This is a genomic window from Clostridioides sp. ZZV14-6387 (assembly GCF_020657835.1).
GTDB lineage: Bacteria > Bacillota > Clostridia > Peptostreptococcales > Peptostreptococcaceae > Clostridioides > Clostridioides difficile_A.
Genome location: NZ_JAGWCW010000105.1, coordinates 1 through 440 on the forward strand (window position 1 = coordinate 1; position 440 = coordinate 440).

Annotated in this window: 1 rRNA gene; it reads left to right on the forward strand. The window is 54.1% G+C overall.

Annotated features, from left to right (window positions below):
* Window positions 1–440: ribosomal RNA gene (locus tag KGF38_RS20065) — 16S ribosomal RNA — on the forward strand; the annotation flags it as partial.

Consider the following 440-nt stretch of genomic DNA (forward strand, 5'->3'; position numbering starts at 1 on the left):
CCTACGGGTGGCAGCAGTGGGGGATATTGCACAATGGGGGAAACCCTGATGCAGCGACGCCGCGTGGAGGAAGAAGGTTTTCGGATTGTAAACTCCTGTCGTTAGGGACGATAATGACGGTACCTAACAAGAAAGCACCGGCTAACTACGTGCCAGCAGCCGCGGTAAAACGTAGGGTGCAAGCGTTGTCCGGAATTACTGGGTGTAAAGGGAGCGCAGGCGGACCGGCAAGTTGGAAGTGAAAACTATGGGCTCAACCCATAAATTGCTTTCAAAACTGCTGGCCTTGAGTAGTGCAGAGGTAGGTGGAATTCCCGGTGTAGCGGTGGAATGCGTAGATATCGGGAGGAACACCAGTGGCGAAGGCGACCTACTGGGCACCAACTGACGCTGAGGCTCGAAAGCATGGGTAGCAAACAGGATTAGATACCCTGGTAGTC